Source organism: Nocardia sp. CDC160 (assembly GCF_035818795.1).
In the GTDB taxonomy this organism is placed as follows: domain Bacteria; phylum Actinomycetota; class Actinomycetes; order Mycobacteriales; family Mycobacteriaceae; genus Nocardia.
Genome location: NZ_JAYKYT010000002.1, coordinates 799,454 through 816,091, shown reverse-complemented (window position 1 = coordinate 816,091; position 16,638 = coordinate 799,454). Strand labels below are relative to the sequence as shown.

Annotated in this window: 17 protein-coding genes; 8 read left to right on the top strand and 9 right to left on the bottom strand. The window is 67.9% G+C overall.

Annotation, left to right across the window (positions count from 1 at the left end):
* Positions 1-49: 49 nt before the first annotated feature.
* Positions 50-2,287: a serine/threonine protein kinase gene (locus VMT40_RS11235; protein ID WP_326357913.1), complete on the top strand. Its 2,238-nt coding sequence runs from the start codon at positions 50-52 to the stop codon at positions 2,285-2,287.
* Positions 2,288-2,305: 18 nt separating this feature from the next.
* On the opposite strand, the gene VMT40_RS11230 is transcribed toward VMT40_RS11235, so the two are convergent.
* Positions 2,306-2,503, bottom strand: coding sequence for a hypothetical protein (locus VMT40_RS11230; protein ID WP_442789949.1), 198 nt, complete (start codon positions 2,501-2,503; stop codon positions 2,306-2,308).
* Positions 2,504-2,875: 372 nt separating this feature from the next.
* Here VMT40_RS11230 and VMT40_RS11225 point away from each other — a divergent pair, with 372 nt between their 5' ends.
* The gene (locus VMT40_RS11225) at positions 2,876-3,757 is read left to right on the top strand and encodes a helix-turn-helix domain-containing protein (RefSeq protein WP_326357912.1); all 882 of its coding nucleotides are present in this window, start codon (positions 2,876-2,878) and stop codon (positions 3,755-3,757) included.
* A complete protein-coding gene (locus VMT40_RS11220) occupies positions 3,754-3,951 on the top strand; it encodes a DUF397 domain-containing protein (RefSeq protein ID WP_326357911.1) in 198 nt (65 codons plus the stop codon). Before VMT40_RS11225 ends, VMT40_RS11220 begins: the two co-directional genes overlap by 4 nt.
* Here the strand turns inward: VMT40_RS11220 and VMT40_RS11215 are convergent.
* Both VMT40_RS11215 and VMT40_RS11210 read right to left on the bottom strand, forming a co-directional pair.
* Positions 3,948-4,160 carry a hypothetical protein gene (locus tag VMT40_RS11215; RefSeq protein WP_326357910.1) on the bottom strand — a complete coding sequence of 71 codons (213 nt, stop codon included), beginning with the start codon at positions 4,158-4,160 and terminating at the stop codon, positions 3,948-3,950. The two genes, VMT40_RS11220 and VMT40_RS11215, sit on opposite strands and share 4 nt — an antisense overlap.
* Before the next feature lie 43 nt (positions 4,161-4,203).
* Positions 4,204-4,698 carry a carboxymuconolactone decarboxylase family protein gene (locus VMT40_RS11210; RefSeq protein ID WP_326357909.1) on the bottom strand — a complete coding sequence of 165 codons (495 nt, stop codon included), beginning with the start codon at positions 4,696-4,698 and terminating at the stop codon, positions 4,204-4,206.
* 88 nt (positions 4,699-4,786) lie between these two features.
* Here VMT40_RS11210 and VMT40_RS11205 point away from each other — a divergent pair, with 88 nt between their 5' ends.
* Together VMT40_RS11205 and VMT40_RS11200 are read left to right on the top strand one after the other, a co-directional pair.
* Positions 4,787-5,365, top strand: a complete 579-nt coding sequence (locus VMT40_RS11205) for a CGNR zinc finger domain-containing protein (protein ID WP_326357908.1) — start codon at positions 4,787-4,789, stop codon at positions 5,363-5,365.
* Positions 5,366-5,498: 133 nt separating this feature from the next.
* Positions 5,499-5,747, top strand: a complete 249-nt coding sequence (locus VMT40_RS11200) for a hypothetical protein (protein WP_326357907.1) — start codon at positions 5,499-5,501, stop codon at positions 5,745-5,747.
* Here VMT40_RS11200 and VMT40_RS11195 read toward each other — a convergent pair.
* From VMT40_RS11195 to VMT40_RS11170, 6 genes are all read right to left on the bottom strand, one after another.
* Positions 5,717-6,748: an ATP-dependent 6-phosphofructokinase gene (locus VMT40_RS11195; protein WP_326357906.1), complete on the bottom strand. Its 1,032-nt coding sequence runs from the start codon at positions 6,746-6,748 to the stop codon at positions 5,717-5,719. The genes VMT40_RS11200 and VMT40_RS11195 overlap by 31 nt on opposite strands.
* Before the next feature lie 142 nt (positions 6,749-6,890).
* Positions 6,891-7,763 carry a hypothetical protein gene (locus tag VMT40_RS11190; protein ID WP_326357905.1) on the bottom strand — a complete coding sequence of 291 codons (873 nt, stop codon included), beginning with the start codon at positions 7,761-7,763 and terminating at the stop codon, positions 6,891-6,893.
* Between the two features lie 197 nt (positions 7,764-7,960).
* Positions 7,961-8,914 (bottom strand): hypothetical protein, encoded by a 954-nt coding sequence (locus tag VMT40_RS11185; protein ID WP_326357904.1) that lies wholly within the window; start codon positions 8,912-8,914, stop codon positions 7,961-7,963.
* A complete protein-coding gene (locus VMT40_RS11180; RefSeq protein ID WP_326357903.1) occupies positions 8,904-10,718 on the bottom strand; it encodes a serine/threonine-protein kinase in 1,815 nt (604 codons plus the stop codon). The genes VMT40_RS11185 and VMT40_RS11180 overlap by 11 nt, the downstream gene beginning before the upstream one ends.
* A 55-nt stretch (positions 10,719-10,773) precedes the next feature.
* Positions 10,774-11,427 carry a response regulator transcription factor gene (locus VMT40_RS11175; protein WP_326358576.1) on the bottom strand — a complete coding sequence of 218 codons (654 nt, stop codon included), beginning with the start codon at positions 11,425-11,427 and terminating at the stop codon, positions 10,774-10,776.
* Between the two features lie 29 nt (positions 11,428-11,456).
* A complete protein-coding gene (locus VMT40_RS11170) occupies positions 11,457-12,791 on the bottom strand; it encodes a sensor histidine kinase (protein WP_326357902.1) in 1,335 nt (444 codons plus the stop codon).
* A gap of 185 nt (positions 12,792-12,976) precedes the next feature.
* Between VMT40_RS11170 and VMT40_RS11165 the strand changes: the two genes are divergently transcribed.
* Genes VMT40_RS11165 through VMT40_RS11155 form a run of 3 tightly spaced genes read left to right on the top strand, consistent with a single transcriptional unit; the run spans position 12,977 to position 16,627 of the window.
* A complete protein-coding gene (locus tag VMT40_RS11165) occupies positions 12,977-13,309 on the top strand; it encodes a hypothetical protein (RefSeq protein ID WP_326357901.1) in 333 nt (110 codons plus the stop codon).
* Positions 13,310-13,346: 37 nt separating this feature from the next.
* A complete protein-coding gene (locus VMT40_RS11160) occupies positions 13,347-14,135 on the top strand; it encodes an ABC transporter ATP-binding protein (RefSeq protein WP_326357900.1) in 789 nt (262 codons plus the stop codon).
* Entirely contained in the window at positions 14,132-16,627 is a 2,496-nt protein-coding gene (locus tag VMT40_RS11155) for an FtsX-like permease family protein (RefSeq protein WP_326357899.1), read from the top strand. Before VMT40_RS11160 ends, VMT40_RS11155 begins: the two co-directional genes overlap by 4 nt.
* Positions 16,628-16,638: the final 11 nt, after the last annotated feature.

The following is a 16,638-nucleotide window of genomic DNA, read 5'->3' as shown; positions in this document are numbered from 1 at the left end:
CGGGTAGGCTCACGGACTTGAACGTCACCGGAAGGGGGTCGAGGAGGCAGTGCTGAACAGCGGTGACGTGTTCGCCGGGTTCACCATCGAACGGCTGCTCGGGCAGGGCGGGATGGGCTCGGTCTATCTGGCCCGGCATCCGCGCCTGGGCAAGTTGACGGCACTGAAGCTGTTGAATCGGGAACTGTACGCGGACAGGGAGATCCGCGCCCGGTTCGAACGCGAGGCGGATCTGGTGGCGCGGCTGGACCATCCCAATATCGTCGAGGTGTACGACCGCGGCACCGAGGACGAGATGCTGTGGATCTCCATGCAATACGTGGATGGGGTGGATGCCGCCAGCGTGAATGTCGCCACGCTGCCGCCGGAGCGGGCCGTGCAGGTGATCGAGGGCGTCGCCAGCGCACTGGATTACGCGCACGGCATGGGGGTGCTGCACCGAGATGTGAAGCCCGCCAATATCATTCTGGCCCGCGCCGTCGCCGGTCATGGCGAGCGTGTCTTCCTCACCGACTTCGGCATCGCCCGCCTGCGCGAGGACTCGACCCATCTCACCCAGGCGGGCATGTTCACCGCCACCCTGGCCTACGCGTCCCCCGAACAGATGACGGGCGCCCACCTCGACCCCACGACCGACCAGTACTCCCTGGCCTGCGCCCTCTACTGGCTCCTCATCGGCGCGGGCCCCTACGACTCGCCCCATCCGGCCGAACTCATCCGAGGCCACCTCCAACTCCTCCCGCCCCCGGTCAGCCTCCGCCGCCCCGGCCTGTCCCCCGCCATGGACGCCGTCCTCACCAAGGCCATGGCCAAACGCGCCCAGGACCGCTTCCCCACCTGCACCGCCTTCGCCAAGGCCGCCCGCCAAGCCCTCTCCGGCCCCCCGGCCCAACACCCCGCCCTCCAACAACCGCGCCCCCAATACCCGAATCCCCCCGCCCCCCAACCGAACTACCCCGCCCAGCCCTACCCGGCCCCCGCCTACCCGGCCCCGCCCCAGGGCTACCCACCCGCCGCAGTACCGCCCTCGCCTTACCCCGCGCCCCCGCAGCAGCAGGTACCGCAGCAACAGGTACCGCCCCAGCAGCAGGTCCCCCCGCCGCAGCAGGTCCCTCCGCAACAACTGGTGCTCCCGCAACAACAGGTGCCACCGCCGAATTACCCCGCGCCGCAATCTCAGTCCGGAGCGCCGAACCCCCAGCCGCCCGCGAATTGGGCACCGCCGCAGCCGGTACCGGATGCCGAACGCGTCGGCTCCGGACCGACCGTTCGCCCTTACCCGCCTACTCCGGAACCCGCGCCCACGAATTTCCCGGCACCGCAGGGTCAACCCGGACCGCCCGCTGCGGCGGGTCCGGCGGCCGTTCCGGGGCGGCCGCAGCCGGGCTCGGGAACCGAGCAGGCCGGATCCGGGACGGTATATCGCGCGCAGCCCGGAACGTCCTCGGACGACGCTTCACAGCGGGCGACGGATATCGTGCCGCAGCCGGTGGTTTCGCCGGGGCTGCCGGAGGATTCGGCTGGGCGGCGAACCGAGACCCTGGCGCAGCCCGCCGGACCGACCTCCGAGGGAGAGTCGGCGTCGATCGACGGGACCGCCGAGGCCGGATCGTGGCAGGAGCGTGGACCCGGCCCGGATCAGCGGGGCATGCCGGAATCTGATGTGGGGGAGGGCGATTCGCTCTCGGGCCGGAGTGGATCCGCTGATGTGCCGGGGATTGCCGAGCTGGTCGCCGAGCCGGGGATCGCCTTGGCGCGGCCGGTTGCGGTTGCGGTGGGGACGGGCGGAAGTACGTCGGATTCCGTTGCTGGCAAGGGGGATTCGGGCGAGGCGTCGCGTCATCCGGAATCGGGTGCCTTTGTGCCGGTGCCCGGCGGCGAGGTCGACCCCGGGGTTCGCCAGGTCGCCGGAGTGTCGGGAGCGGCCCCGGTCGCCGGGACCTCGGGAGACGTTGCGGTCTCGGGGGATTCGGGTGGGGCCGCGGTGTCCTGGGAGTCCGGTGGTGTGTCCGCGAATTCCGAGTATGGGGTGGCTGGTGCGAATGCGGCGGCCGGGGTGCCGGTGGCCGTTGGGGAGCCGGGGTATGGCGCTTATGGGCAGGGGTCGCAGGGGGCGGGGTATGGGGCGCCGCCCGGGCCGTTCGGGCCGAATTCGGTGCGGCCGGGGCTGATTCCGACTTCGCAGCGGGCGGAGGCTTCGCAGGTGACCGCGCTGGTGGTGTTGGGGTTGGCGGTGGTGGTGTTGGTTTTGATGGTTGTGGTCGCGGTGGTGGTGGTTTCGGGGTAGGTGGGCCTCGGGCAGGCGTCAGGGGCAGGGGTGGTGGGTGGCGCGGTGGTCGAGGACCATTTGGCCCTTTTCGACGAGGATTTGGCGGGCTCGGCGGCGTACCAAGCAGTTGTCCACGGTGCAGAACTTGTGAATCTGCATGGCTTGATGGGCCTGGGGGAGGGCCAGGTCGCCGGGGTCCATCGTGCAGTCGAAGAGATACATCATGGTGTCCACCGGGGGCAGCGCAGGGGCCGAACAGTTCGCGGTCCGGCGCTGGCGCTCGGCATGCGGCGCACATGCGCCGGGCCGTTCTCAGCCTAGCGAGATTCCCTGCGCGCCACGCCGGTATCGCCTGGGATGTCGCACCGGGTCAGGAATTTTCTCGGATGAGAGCGAAGGTGCGCCCGGCTCGGGGACGAGTGGGTCCAGAGATATCGGGGCTCCGGTTCTCACCGGGCGCGATTTCCAGTCCAGCACCGTTTCGGCGAACCGACAATCCAAGCCCCCGCCCGGTGGGAAACTTTCCGAAAGCTCCAGGTCAGCATTCATATCGCGTGGGAGCATCATTCGCAGTGACCGAAAACCGCCTTCGTGGGGGAGGATTCGATGTCCGAGCATGGTTCGACTTTGCCGCGGCGTCAGCTGGGGCGATACCTGCGGGAAGGTCGCATGCAGTGCAATATGACGATCGCCGAGGCAGCGGCGCTGATGGAGTGGAGCGAGTCCAAGCTGCAAAGACTCGAAACCGGTAATGCGGAGAAGATTCGGGTCCTCGACGTGCGGGAGCTGTGCCGCATCTACGACTTCGACGACGAGTTCAGTTCCGCACTGACCGGTCTCGCGCAACAGGCCAGCGTCAAGTCCTGGTGGCACGAATACGACGATCTGATTCCCGAGGGTTTCAATGTGTATGTGGGCCTGGAGGCTTCGGCCCGCGCCCTCATTTCCTACCAGCCCGAGATCATTCCGGGCCTGTTCCAGACCGCCGATTACGCGCGGGTCCTGATCCATGATTACTGGCCGGATGCTGCAAGTGACCAGTTGGACCGCCGGGTGCAGCTGAAGCTGCGTCGTCAAAGCCTCTTGACGCGCAAGCGTTCTCCGGCCTCCTTCGATGTCGTGGTGCACGAAACCGCATTACGTCGCGTTGTCGGGACTCCGCGCGTGATGGCCGCGCAACTGCGACGCGTGGCGGATCTGTCGACACTCCCGTCGATCGCTGTTCGTGTACTACCCTTCTCGGCGGGCGTGCCGATCGGTCACACCGTCGGCCCGTTCGTGATCCTGGAATTCGGCCGGGACGCGGGCAACCGCCCCGTCGAACCCACGGTCGTCTACCTGGAGAACTTTCTCGGCGACCTCTACCTGGAGAAGCAGGCCGCGGTCGACCGGTACCGCGAGGCATATCAAGCGATCCAGCGCGCCGCGCTGGACGAGACGGCCAGCAGGGATTTCCTGCGCAGGGTAGCGAAGGAGTACGCGACGTGACCGTCGATCCCGGTGTGCGGTGGTTCAAGAGCACCCGGAGCACCGGTGCCAAGGAATGCGTGGAAATCGCCTTCCTATCCACCGGTGTCGGAGTACGAGACAGTAAGAACCCCACCGGTCCGGCGCTGGTCTTCCCGCCCGCCGACTGGGATCGTTTCACCCATGCCCTGGTCGCCGGGCGGTTCGACCACTAGCGGCGGGCGGCCCGCACCGAGTTCAGGGTGAGCGCGGCCGCGTTCCAGATGGCGTACAGGCTCACCGAGTAGGGCACCCAGGTCGGGTGGCGCAGGGCGATCAACACGATGGTGGCCAGGGCCAGCGCCACCGCGCGAATGACGATGCCGTTGTGCAGCAGGCTGTTCAGGATGGCGGCGTTGGCAGGGGCGGTCTCGACGGCGTTCATGATGTCCGACCTTCTTCGGATGCGAGCGGCTGCTGGGGGCGGATTACGCGGCGGGCCAATCGTTTTCGGTCTCGCCGACCTTGTTGACGTAGTTGGTGAGGGTCTGCAACGCGACCAGGGCGACGATCTCGAGCACCTGCTCCTGCGTCCACCCGGCGGCCAGCGCCGCGGCCGGATCGGCCTTGCCGCGCGATTCGGTCAGCTCCCGGGCGAAGCCAACGGCCGCGGCTTCTTTCGCGTCGGAGGAGGTGCCCTGTTTGGCCGCCTCCACCTCGGCATCGCTGAGCTTGGCGACCCGCTTGCCGGTGAAGGTGTGCGCGGCGACGCAGTAGCCGCAGTCATTGGCCGCGCCGACGGTGAGCGCGATCCGTTCGGAGGTGGCGGCGGGCAGCGTGCCCTTCTTCAGTGCGCCGGACAGCCCGAGGTAACCCTCCAGTACCACGGGCGCGTTGGCCATCACCTTGGTCATGTTCGGCACACGGCCCATGCGCTTGCGGACCTCGTCCAGCAGGGGTGCGTTCTCGACGGGAGTGATCATGTCGGGCCTCATTTTCTAACGGAAGATCTTGCATCCATACGTTAGAACATAATGGATTGAAAGCGCAATACCCGTTAGAATCGGGGGCATGGTCGATCCCTTGGCACTCCGTTTGGCGAACACCATCCGCGCCACCAGCCGTGGCCTGACGGACGCGTTCGGCACCCCCGAATCCACGCGGGACTGGCTGATCTCCAATGCCGAGCACCTCGGCGTGTACCTGGACCTGGAGGGCTATCTGCCCAGCGAGGCGGACCGCACCGCCCTGGTCGACCTGCGCCAGAACGTGCGCGCCCTGTTCGCGGAATACGTTGCGCCCCAACCCGCCAGCTCCGCCGACGCCGCGGTGCTACCCGCCTTCCCCGACGCGCTGGCCGCCATCAACCGCGCCGCCGCCCCAGCCCTGCGCCAGCTGGAATGGGACGCCACCGGCCCCCACCTCGAACATCGGCTACTGACCGCCAGCGATGTCGACACCGTCATGGCGGGCCTGTCCGACGCCACCATCGAGTTCTTCACCAGCCCCGAGGCGGCCCAGATTCGCACCTGCCCCGCCCCCCGCTGCGTCCGCTACTTCCTCAAATCCCATCCCCGCCAGGAATGGTGCTCGGTCGCCTGCGGCAATCGCGCCCGCGCCGCCCGCCACTACGCCCAGCACCGCGACTGAGCCCAGCGTCAAGACCGTACGGGCATCGGCATAGAGGATGATCTCCCGTCATCCTCGAGCGCGGAAAGCCACCGTGGCAGAGCCGACTTCAGGGCGATGTGCGGGCGGCCGTCAGCGTCGGACACTGCTCTTCGTGAAAGAGGAAGAAAAGAAGAAGGACGAAAAGCTCTGGTGGACGGTCGGATTGATCCTCGTCATCCAGGGCTTCGGTGCCGGAATCACCGATCTCGTGTGGCGGCATCCCTTCGGACTGCCCGCTCTGGCCATCCACTACGGTGCCCCGACCTGGATAACCTGGGTGGTCGGGGCACTCGGCGTGGCGGCCGTCGCCTGGGCGATTTACCGGGAGGGTCAGCCGAAGAAGGCGGCCGCCTCCCGGTAGCGGTCGGCCGGGACGAGCTTGAGCTGCTTGGTGGCCTCCGAGAGCGGGACCAGTTCGATCTCGGTGCCGCGCAGCGCGACCATCTGGCCGAAGTTGCCCGCGTGCACGGCTTCCGCGGCGTGCACGCCGAAACGGGTGGCCAAAACTCGGTCGTACGGGGTTGGGGTGCCGCCGCGCTGCACGTGGCCGAGCACGGTCACGCGCACTTCCTTGCCGATGCGGCGTTCGATCTCGGGCGCCAACTGCTGTGCCACGCCGGTGAATCGGACATGCCCGAATTCGTCGATGCCGCCGTCGCGCAGCGTCATGGACTTGGGATCGGGCTGAGCGCCCTCGGCGACCACACAGATGAAGTGCGAATCCCCGCGCTGGAAGCGGCGTTTCACCATGGCGCAGAGCTCGTCGAGATCGAAGGGCACCTCGGGCACCAGGGTCAGGTGCGCGCCCGCGGCGATGCCGGAGTTGATGGCGATCCACCCCGCGTGCCGCCCCATCACCTCGACCAGCATGACGCGCTGATGCGATTCGGCGGTGGTGTGCAGCCGGTCGATGGCCTCGGTAGCGATCGAGACCGCGGTGTCGTGGCCGAAGGTGGTGTCGGTGCAGTCGATGTCGTTGTCGATGGTCTTGGGCACGCCGACCACCGGCACGCCCTCGTCGGCCAGCCAGGAGGCGGCCGTCAGCGTGCCCTCACCGCCGATCGGGATGAGCGCGTCGATGCCGTTGTCGTCGAGGGTCTGCTTGATGCGGGGGAGACCGGCGCGCAGCACATCCGGATTGGTGCGCGCGGTGCCGAGAATGGTGCCGCCCTTGGTGAGCAGGCGGTCGGTGCGGTCATTGTTGAGGATCTGGATCTTGCGATCCTCGAGTAGCCCGCGCCACCCGTCCTGGAAGCCGACGATCGCATCCCCCCAGCGGCCGTTCGCGGTACGAACGACAGCACGGATCACAGCATTCAGTCCTGGGCAGTCTCCGCCTCCGGTCAAGACTCCGATGCGCATGCAGCCCATCTTGCCCTGAGATGACCGATCCGTGGTCCCCACCCCCGTGAACCATCGGTTACAACTGGCTCCTCGAACACTGAGCGGCACACTGAGGCGCGGGATTTGTCGGAATTCCCTCGAGGATCGAGCGAGGATCGAGTCAGTTGGCAGGGCAGGTGCCGCCGCGGAGTTCGCCGAGATGGTTGCCGATCAGGGTGGCGATTTTGGTGAGGATGGCGGTGCCGTCGTCGAAGGAGCCGGAATTGGGCTGGGTGGCAATCGCGATGGCGATCTGGCCGCCGTCGACCGGGAGCAGGCCGAGCTGACGCACGAGGTAGTTGCCGCTGGTGTCGGGGCCCCACCCGCCCTTGAAGATCGCGCCGTCGAGGGTGCCGAGGCCCCAGCGCTGCGTGGAGCTGATCTTGCCCATGAGCGAGGTGACGACCTCGGACTGCGGCAGGCAGGGCAGCTTGGCGGTGAACTTCAGCTGATTCGACAGCGACCAGTCGGCCTGCCCGAACGCGGAGTACTCCGGGCGGGCGCGGGTCGCGGGCACGCTGGTCTCGGTGTCGCCGCCCTCACGCAGCACCTGCTGGACGGTCTGCGCGGCCACGTCGGGCGTGCCGAGCGACTGCCACAGCGTGTCGGCCGCGGTGTTGTCGGAGTATTCGATGGCATTGACCGCCGCCACCTGATTGCCCGGATTCTTGCGCAGCGCCGCCAGGGCCAGCGGCACCTTCATGCTCGACCAGGCGGGCCCGGTGCTCCAATCGCCCAGTGCCACCACCTTGTCGCCGCCGACCGGCAGCACCGCCAGCCCCACCTTGCCGGGCAGCGTGGGCTGCAGTGTATTGACGAAATCCCAGGCCAGCGTGCCCGGTAGCGCCATGACGGTGGCGGGCAGGGTGTTGGTGGGCGCGGCCGCGACCGCGGATGTCCTGTCCGGCACCAGGACCGGCTTGCTGGTGCATCCGGTCACGAGACCGATCAGCAGGGCCAGCACGCCACATCCGCGCACGTACCGTGCCTTCACCCTCGCAACCTCCATCTGCCCCGGGAGCCCGGTGCGTTCCCTGTTCCTAGCGGACACACCTAAACCCGTCAATCGCAAGGATTGTTGTGGGTGTCGACGGCGGGGTCAAATGCGGTGGGTATGGGCGGTTTTCGGGGTGTAATGCCCGATTCGGGGTGTGCGCCGGGGGTTTTGACCTGCGCATACCCCGAATTGTGTCAATGGGAGCAGAGTCCGCCGCGTAGGTCGGGCAGGTGGTCGCCGACCAGCAGTGCGAGCTTGTCCATCATGTCGGTGGCGTCGTCGAAGCTGCCCGAGGTGGGCTCGGCCGCCAGCGCCACCGCCACCGGCCCGTTCAGCGTTGGGACCAGGCCGAATTGGCGCACGGTGTACTTGCCGGTGTCATCGTCGGGACCCCAACCGCCCTTGAATTCCGCACCGATCAGTCGGCCCAATCCCCAACTCTGGCTGGGCGTGATCTCACTCATGAGCGAGACCACGGAATTGGCGCGCGGCAGGCACGGCAGCCGCGAGGCGAAGTGCACCTGATCCGCGAGCGACCAGTCGGTCGCGCCGAAGGCGAGCAGATCATCGGATTCCAGGGCCGCCAGTTTGGTGTGGCGCGCCGCGACATCGGTGGTGGTGTCACCGGCCTCGCGCAGAATGGCCTCGACCGCGTCGGCGGCCTGATTGCCATTGCCCAGGGAGTTCCAGAGTTCCTGTGCCGCATCGTTGTCGGAGAAGGTGATGGCGGCCTCGGCGGTGGCGCGCATGCCCTCGGGATCGTGGCGCAGCGCGGCCAGTGCGAGGGGCACCTTGATGGTGGACCAGGCGATGCCGGTGCTCCAGTCGCCGAGCTGGGTCATATCGCCGCCGCCCACCGGCATGACGGCGACGCCGACGCGGCCGTCGAGCGTGGCCTTCAGATCGGTGAAATCCGCTGCGAACGCGATGCTTTTCGGCAATCCGAACAATGCGGGCAAATCGGGCGCGATCATGTTCGAGGACGGCAACTTGGAGCTGTCGCCGACCGGCTTGATCCCATCCGATTGGGATGAAGAATGGTGCGCCGCACCGAGATTCACACCGCACGCGGACACGGCCAGGACGGCCGCCAGGGCCAGCCCGCGCACAAACCCCTTGCGACAGGCCGGAATCGGATCAGTAGACATACACCACCGCGTTCTCACCACCGACGCAGGTCACCAATTTGCCTGCGGCCGTGCAGTTCATCGTGTAAGACCGGCCGGTCACCGGGCTCACTGCCACCACACTAACTGCCGAACCCGGCCGACTCGCAGCCGCGTCGGCATAGGCCCGGCGAACCTCTTCCGCGAAAGGACAAGTCGTGACCGTGTTTCCGATCGCGGAAGTGGTGTAACCGCCGAGCGCCGCATACTTCGATGGACACGACGTCGCTCCCGTCGGCAATTGCACCGTGGTGGGAGCCGTGGTCGTGACCGTCGGGTTCGCGGATTGCGAACGCGGAGCGGACGTGGTCCCCGGAACACCCTGTGCTGCCGTCGTTATGGGTGTTTCGTTGCCGGAGCGGTCGAGGACTTGCCAGCCCACCGCACCGGCCACCGCCGCCCCCGCGATCACCAGGACGCCGATGGCCACCGGCAACACCACCGAGCGGCGGCGCTGCTGGCGGGTACGCGGCGGATCGGTGTAGACGACCGCGTGCTCGGCGGTCGGGTACAGCGAATCGTCGGGGGCGGGTGCGTACGGAAACTCTTGTGCCTGAGCGTGTCCCCACGCGGCGCGCTCGTGCGCGTCGGCCGGGAGCGGGGTGTAGTGGAAGTCGCTGACCCGCACCCGGGTCGGATCCGAGGGGCGGATGACCGGGAGGTCGCCGGAGGGCGAGGAGTCCTCGGTGGCCGGGAACGAGCCGGTGATGTAGGCCGGGATCGAACCGGTGGGTGTGGTCAGGCGTGGACTCGGTTGCCGCAGGGTCGGATCGGAATTCCGCGCGGGGGGTTCACCCGGGGGCGGCGTCGACCCGCCCGGGAGTACCGTCGTCGGCGGCCCGAACGGCCCCGCCGCGGGCGACATGACCGTGGTCGGTTGCGCGCCCACGGGCGGACCCGGCGGCACGGTCCGGCCGGGCCGCGGCGGCTCGCCGGGCGGCGGCACCGGACGGCCACCGGCGAGCGCCATCCGTGCGGCCCGGGCGAATTCGCCCGCCGTGAAGAACCGGTCGTTCGGATCCTTCGCCAATGCCTTGGCCACCACGGCATCCAGCTGCGGCGGAATCCCGGCGCGCAGCATGCTCGTCGCGGGCGGCGGCTCGGACAGGTGCGCGCGCACCAGCACACTCACGTTGTGCGCCGGAAACGGCTTCTCGCCGGTGAGGCACTCGTGCAGCACACAGGCCAGCGAATAGATGTCGGCGCGACCGGACACCGGCCCGGCGTCGAAGCGCTCGGGGGCCATATAGGCGTAGGAGCCGATGGCCGTGCCGGTCATGGTGATGGTCGAATCACCCTCGGCCCGCGCGATGCCGAAGTCGGCGAGATAGGCGAAATCCGCGTCCGTGACAAGGATGTTCGCCGGTTTGACGTCCCGATGCACCAGGCCCGAGTAGTGCGCCGCGTCCAGCGCGGCCGCGATCTGCTCGATGATCCCGATCGCCCGCAGCGGCGGCAGCGGCCCCAATTCGTCCAAGAGCGAACGCAAATCACGCCCGCTCACCAGCCGCATATCGATGTAGAGCACACCGTCGATCTCGCCCCAGTCGTGAATGGGGATGATGTGCGGTTCCGCCAGCCGGGCCGCCGCCTGCGATTCGCGGCGGAAACGTTCCTGGTAGGTGGCGTCTTTCGCGAGCTCGGAGGGCAGCAGTTTGAGTGCGACGACCCGGTCCTTGGAGGTGTCGTAGGCCTCGTAGACCTCTCCCATACCGCCCCTGCCCAGCAGCGAGCGCAACTCGTACGGCCCGAACCTGCTTCCGGCCCGCGATGGCGGTGCATCCACCCCGTCAAACCTCCAACTCTCGGGAGGGAAGCAGACGAGACCCGCGACCCACCCTCTAGGGGGTGGATTCTCCCGGTGCCACTACGCCGTGGTCAAACGCAAAGACGATGGCCGCGGGGCGGTCGCGTAACCCAAGCTTCCCGAAGATATGTCCCACATGGCTCTTCACCGTTACCTCCGAGATGCCGAGTGTGGCCGCGATCTCAGCGTTCGACCGGCCCCGGCCGATGAGTTCCAGCACTTCCAGCTCCCGAACGGTCAGTTCGGACAGGCGATTGCCGCCGGGCGCGGGCGTGGGACGCGCCGAACGATAGGTCGTCAGGACACGCGGGGTGACGGTCGGATCCAGCCACGACCCGCCGGACGCGACAGTCCGGACCGCGCGGATCAGATCCTCGGCGGGGGAATCCTTGAGAATGAATCCGGCCGCCCCGGCGCGTAGCGCGCCCGACAGCAGCTGATCGTCGTCGAAGGTGGTGAGCACCAGCACCGGGGGAGCGTCGGCAATGGTCCGCAGGGTGCGGGTGGCCTCGATCCCGCCGATTCGCCTCATCCGCAGATCCATCAGGACGACATCGGGTGCGTGCGCGGCGACCGCGGCGGGCACCTCGTCGCCGTCGGAGCATTCGCTCACTACGAATCCGTCACGGCGGCGCAGGATCCGGCGCAATCCGCCGCGCACCAACTCCTGATCGTCGACGACCAGCACGCTGACCAGTTCGGCGTCCGTGCGGTCGTTCACATGCCCTCCCGAGCGGGTTTGGCGATCATCGTTTGCAGAATTGTGCGCAGATGCTCCTCGGCGGGCGCTGCCGGGCACAGGAATTGGCCGTTGAGGGGGATCCGGGCGTGCACGCGCCAGCCATCGTCCACCGGTCCGGCGGTCAGGCTGCCGTTGACCGGTGCGATGCGCTGATGCATTCCGGCTATGCCCATGCCACGGCCGATTCGCGTGGTCGCGTTGCCGGGCAGCGTGTTGGTGGCGGTCACGTCGATGTATTTGGCGTGCAACACGATTCGCAGACCGGCCCGCTCACCCGGGGCGTGCTTGGCGATATTGGACAACGATTCCTGGCATATCCGGTACAGCGTCAGACCGAGCCCGGCCGACACCGTGGACGGGTCGCCCTCGAGGCGATACTCGAGGGTGAGGCCCGCGCGCACGAAATCCTCGACCAGATCCGCGATATCGTCCAGGCCCGGTTCCGGGCTCAGCGACGACCGCTGGCCAAGCAGACCGACGGTGCGCCGGATATCGGCCATGGCCTGCCGCCCCAGACGTTCGGCGTCGGAGAGCGCGTCGATCGCCTCGTCCACGTCTCGATCGGTCTGCAGGGCGTGGCGGGCGGCGGTCACATGTAGCAGCGTCACGCTCAGCGAGTGCGCGATTACGTCGTGCACCTCGCGGGCGATGCGGCGGCGTTCCTCCTCGGCTGCGGCGCGGGCGCGGACGTCTTGGTTTTCGCGTTCCTGATAGAGATAGCGGCGCTGATAGTTCAGCATTCGCCCGGTCATCCAGCCCATGACCATGGCGAGGCTGTACCAGACCAGACCGTCGACATGACCCCGTATTGCGAAGAACGCCAGCTCCGCGCCCATGATCGCGACACAGGGCAGGCTGATCGCGGTCGACGCGGTCGCGGCGATCTCGCCCGCGCCGATCACCAGTAGTCCGGGTGCCATATCCGTCGACACCGGTTGAATCAGGAACAGGCCCTCGGCGAACACGATGAGTCCGGCCATGAACACCGGATGCGGTGGCACGTTGAAGATCACGCACGGCGGACCGATCAGAGCGATGAGCAGCAACGCGGCGAGCGGGACGAGGCTCGGGAAGTATCCGGCGGCATACCGCTGGGCCACGGCACCGGCTCCGGTTGTCAGCAGGACGAGGTCCACCAGCGTGACCAGCGCGACGGGGTAGTCGTACCCGAATTCCTCGACGTAGCGCCGGTACTCGCTGATTGGGTGCCGCAGGAAGTGATGGACGCGCTCGCGGCTGCCCTGCGTCCACTCGCGTAGCTCCCGCGCCGTCCGCCCGATTGCTTCAGGAGTGGCGCTGGTCACGTTCATTCTGCAAGGCTATCCCCCGAATCAGACAGCGTAAATCGTTCGGTGGCAGGGGCTGGTCTCCTACCGGAGTAGGAGGCCAAGTCGGGTCCGCGGCACGAAGACAGGGGCCGGACGGCGATCGTAGTTTGAGGACAACGGCACACGCGCCCGCCACGAGACGGGGCGCACCTAGAGAGGTTGAGGCCATGTCCTGGGCAGACTTTCACGCTCGTACCGACATCCTGCACACCGTCCTCGATCGGGCGGCTCGAAACCCGGCCGATCCCAAGCTGTTCGACAACCTGCCTGACCTCGGAAGGTTGTTCGGCGGACCCGAGGGCGTGCTGCTGGCGCTGCGCAATCGCTGGGAGAATCACCTGAACGTCAAACTGGATCACGCACTCGCACAAGGCAAATCGGCACCGCAGGTCTGGCAGGAACTGGCGTCCGAGCAGCCTTCACTGCGCGCGATCCTCGACATCTATGACACCGATCGTTTGTACGCGCGCCATCCGCGGGCGCGCGCGATGGCCAGCTGACCACGGCGGCGGCCATCGAGGTTAGAGGGGAACGGACATGCTGGAATTGACCGACGTCGTCAAGGAATACCGGGTGGGTGAGCAGAGTGTGCGCGCCCTGGACGGGATCGACCTGCGCATCGAGGCGGGGGAGTTCACCGCCATCGTGGGGCCCTCCGGTTCGGGCAAGAGCACGCTGCTGCATCTGCTGGGCGCACTCGATTCGCCGGATTCGGGGTCGATCCGCTTCCAGGACAAGGAGATCGGCGACCTCGATGATGACCGGCAGTCCGAATTCCGCAGACACCAGGTCGGTTTCATCTTCCAATTCTTCAATCTGCTGCCGACACTGACCGCCTGGGAGAACGTGGCCATCCCGAGGCTGCTGGACGGCACCGGACTGCGCAAGGCCAAGCCGCGCGCGTTGGAACTGCTCGACCTGGTCGGTCTGTCCCAACGCGCCGAGCACCGGCCCGCCGAACTGTCCGGCGGGCAGATGCAGCGCGTGGCCGTGGCGCGGGCGCTCATCATGGACCCGCCGCTGATCCTGGCCGACGAGCCCACCGGCAACCTGGATTCCAAGACCGGCGCGTCGATTCTGCAACTGCTGGCGGACATCACCAAGGAGGGCAACTCCGTGGTCATGGTCACCCACGACATGGGCGCGGTGCGCTACTGCGACCGGGTGATCAACCTGCGCGACGGGCTGATCAGGTCCATCGACCGCGTCGAGCGCACCGATGACGGTGAGGTCCGTACCGTCCCGGAGGAACTCACCGCCTCCATCCCCGCGGGTACCGAGACCGCCACCGACGCCGCCGATGACGCCGGGGCGGTGCGCGCATGATCCGTGCGGCATGGGATCGGTTGCGGCTGTTCAATATCGGTGAGCTGTTCGCCCACCGCGGCCGCACCACCATGGCGATGGTCGTCATGGGAGTCTCGGCGGGACTGCTGGTTTCGGTGTTCAGCATCTCCGGATCCATTACCGGATCGGTGGACAAGCTCACCCACAGTCTCGGCGGCAAGGCGTCGCTGGAGGTCAGCGGCATTACCGACGCCGGGTTCGATCAGTCGCTGCTGCAACAGATCCGATCCGTCGGCGGGGTCGAGACGGCCGTGCCGATGCTGCGGCAGTCGATCGGGGCCGACGACAATCGGGCGCTGCTGATCGGCGCGGATCAATCGGTGGCCCAGCTCGGCAGCGATCTCGGCGGGACGCTGAAGGATCAGGCGAGCAAGCTGCTCACCGTTTCCAACGGCGTACTCGTCGGCTCCGCCATGGGCCATCAGGAGGGCGACAAGCTCCAGCTCGGCACGGTGACCGCGACCGTCGCGGGCGTCATCGACGACGGCACCGCCGCCAAACTCAATGGCGGGCATATCGCCATCGCGCTGCTGCCGGTGGCGCAGAAGATCACCGACCGGGTCGGGCGGCTGGACTCGGTGCAGATCATCGCCGCGCCGAATACCGATGTGGACCAACTGCGTTCGGATCTGACCAAGGTGGTCGCGGGCCGGGCCGTGGTCGCCGACCCGGATCTGCGCACCGCGCAGGCGGGCGGCGCGCTGACCCTGGTGCGCTATTCCACGCTCGCCTCGTCGGCGGCCGCGCTCATCGTGTCCTCGTTCCTCATCTACAACGCCATGAGCATGGCCGTGGCGCAACGTCGTCCGACGCTGTCGCTGCTGCGGGCCATGGGCGGCAGGCGTGCGCCGATGGTGCGTGATCTGCTGGCCGAGGCGGCGCTGCTCGGGCTGTTCGGCGCGATCAGCGGGTCCATCATCGGGATCTTCATGGGCCGCACCGCGATTCATCAGCTGCCCGCCGCGATCGTGAACTCGGTGGAATCGCGCACCGAGTACGAGGTGCCGGGATACGCGGTGCCGGTGGCGATTCTGGCCTGTGTGCTGGCCAGTGTGGCGGCGGCCGCCATTGCCGCGCGGCAGGTGTACAAGGTCGCGCCCATCGAGGCGCTGGCCCCGGTCGGCGTGGGTGCGGCCGACGCCGTGAAGCCGGTAATGCGGTGGGCCGCAGCGATTCTCGGACTGCTCATTGTGGTCGGCGCGGTGGTCTTGGCGCGGGCCGATATCGGCAGGCTCTCGATCGGCTCCATCTCGCTGGCCATCACCGGAGCCGTCTTCCTGTGCTACGCCGCCACCGAACCCATTGTGCGCGCGGTCGCGGCGGTGGCTCGAATCTTCGGTGCGCCGGGCGCTTTGGGCGCGACCACCATCGAGCGGGCTCCGCGTCGGGTGTGGGCCACGGTCATGACGGTCATGATCGCCGTGACCGCCATCGTGGCCATCGGCAATGCCAGCCGCAATATGGTGTCGGCGGCCACCGACAGCTTCGAGGGCCTGGCCCGCACCGACGTGTTCGTCAGTCCGACCGCCATGGAGCAGTTCCCCACCGGTCCGCTGCTGCCCTCGGATCTGAAGGAGAAGCTGCGCGCCATCCCGGGTGTCGGCCAAATCGGTTCGGCGCAAATGGCTTTCGCCACGCTGGGTCGCGGCCGCGTCATGCTGCAGGCCTACGAGGGCGGCGTGGCCCGCACCTCCGCGCTGGACAACGTGAGCCAGGCCGATCTGGGACGCATGGCGCGGGGTGAGGGCGTCGTCATCTCCCGCGACGTGGCTCGCTCGCTCGATGTGCACGAGGGTTCGGACCTGACCCTGCCCACGCCGACCGGTGAGCACAGGGTGACGGTATTGCGCGTCGTGCCCTACTTCTCCGCCATCGCGGGCGTGGTGGTGCTGGATCTGGACGTCATGCGCCAGTGGTACCAGCGGCCCGGCGAAACCATCATCGGTGTCGACTTCGCACCCGGCGCGGATCACGCGGCGGTCATGGCCGCCGTCCGGGCCGCGGTACCGGCCGACATCCACGTCGACACGGGACGCCAAGCGGTGACGGCGATTTCGTCCAGCGTTCGGCAGGGCACCTCGATCAGTGCCGCCATCCTCTGGATCGTGGTGCTGGTGTCGGCCGTGGCCCTGCTCAATACCCTCATGCTGTCGGTGCTGGACCGCCGCCGCGAACTCGGGGTGCTGCGGGCCATGGGCACCAGCCGCCGCTTCCTGCTGCGGGCGGTGCTCACCGAGGCCGCGGGCATTGGCGTGATCGGTGCGGTCATGGGACTCGCGGTCGGGTCGGCCGTGCACTATCTGGCCACCTTCGCGCTCGGGCACGCCATCTCGATGGACATCGCCTATCACCCCAGTCCGCTGCTGGTGGCGTACGCGGTCATCGCGCTCGGGCTGTCGCTGCTCGGGGCGCTGCCGCCCGCGTTGCGTGCGGCTCGCCTGCCGATCGTCGAGGCCATCGCTGTGGATTGATCGAGCATTCC